This is a genomic window from Lacinutrix cladophorae (assembly GCF_053604645.1).
The window spans coordinates 1-591 of the sequence record NZ_JBSHNR010000031.1 but is presented as its reverse complement, the minus strand read 5'-3'; the positions used below and the strand labels follow the sequence as shown (position 1 = coordinate 591).

Genomic DNA, 591 nt, shown 5'->3' with positions numbered 1-591 from the left:
TGGTACTATTACTGTAATCTATACGGTATCGGATGATTGTGATAATGAAACTACACTGACTGCGACACTTACTCTTGAAGATTCTATCGGTCCTGATCTTACAGCTTGTACGGTTGTAGATGAAACTATAGAATGTAATGGAACAGATAATGAAACCATTGCTAACGATTGGAATGCTGCAAACATACTTGCACTTCAATCTTGTGGTACAGATAGCTGTGATACAGATGCTGTATTTGATGTAAATTCTGATTATGTGTTTACTAATCTTACTTCTACTTGTGGAGCTGGTGGTACTATATTAGTTACCTATACCGTAGCAGATGATTGTGGAAATGAAACCATACTTACTGCAACGCTTACTCTTGAAGATTCTATTGGTCCAGACTTAACAGCTTGTACGGTTGTAGATGAAACTATAGAATGTAACGGTACAGATAATGAAACCATCGCTAACGATTGGAATGCTGCTAATATATTAGCACTTCAATCTTGTGGTACAGATAGCTGTGATACAGACGCTGTTTTTGATGTAAATTCTGATTATGCTTTTACTAACCTTGCTTCTACTTGTGGAGCTGGTGGTACTAT

The 591-nt window shown here is 37.1% G+C and carries 1 pseudogene; it reads left to right on the top strand.

What is annotated here, in order from left to right:
• Window positions 1-591 (top strand): annotated as a pseudogene (locus ACVC3Y_RS00150) (gliding motility-associated C-terminal domain-containing protein); the annotation flags it as partial.